General features: G+C 63.8%; 1 protein-coding gene. It reads right to left on the reverse strand.

All coding sequences use genetic code 11. The annotated features are described in order from the left end of the window. The coding region (locus R7R78_RS27155) for a MobA/MobL family protein (RefSeq protein ID WP_225474742.1) at positions 1-643 on the reverse strand (643 nt) is incomplete at both ends.

Below are 643 nucleotides of genomic sequence, written 5' to 3' on the forward strand. Positions count from 1 at the left end.
GCTCATGCTCGATAACCTCCCGGTATTCTTGTAAGTCGATGATCTGGCCGTTGGCCGTGTCGATGGCTAGGGCGGTGTCGGCCCGCTCGGTGCGGATGCCCCGGCCCTCCATCTCCACCACGTTGGGGCCAAGATGGATGCCCGGCAGGCGCTCGATGCCCTGCGCCTCAAGTGTTCTATGGTCAATGCGGGCGTCGTGACCAGCCCGCTCTAATGCCCGGTTGGCATGGTCGGCCCATGCCTCGCGGGTCTGCTCAAGCCATGCCTTGGGCTTCAGGCTCTCGGACTTCTGCGCCCCGCCCCGCTCTGGCTGTTTGGCGTTGTACCGCTTGAACCACTGGTCAGCCGGGCGCTCGATACCGTCGTTCTTCCGCTCAGAGATCATCAAGTGGCAATGGGGGTTCTCACCTTTACCGGCATGAATGGCCAGCGTATACGGCAGGCGCTCGCCCTCGGTCAGATGCCGGGCGAATTCGTCCACCAGCTCCCGCTGCTGATCTAGGGTCAGTTCGACCGGCAGGGCAAACTCAACCTCTTTGAACAGCCGCCCATTGGCGCGTTCATACAGGTCGGCAGCATCCCAGTAGTCGGCGGGGCGCTCGGCCCACTCGGGCAGGTGGCCGGACTGAGTGTGCAGCACCTC

The organism is Vibrio sp. 2134-1, assembly GCF_033339495.1.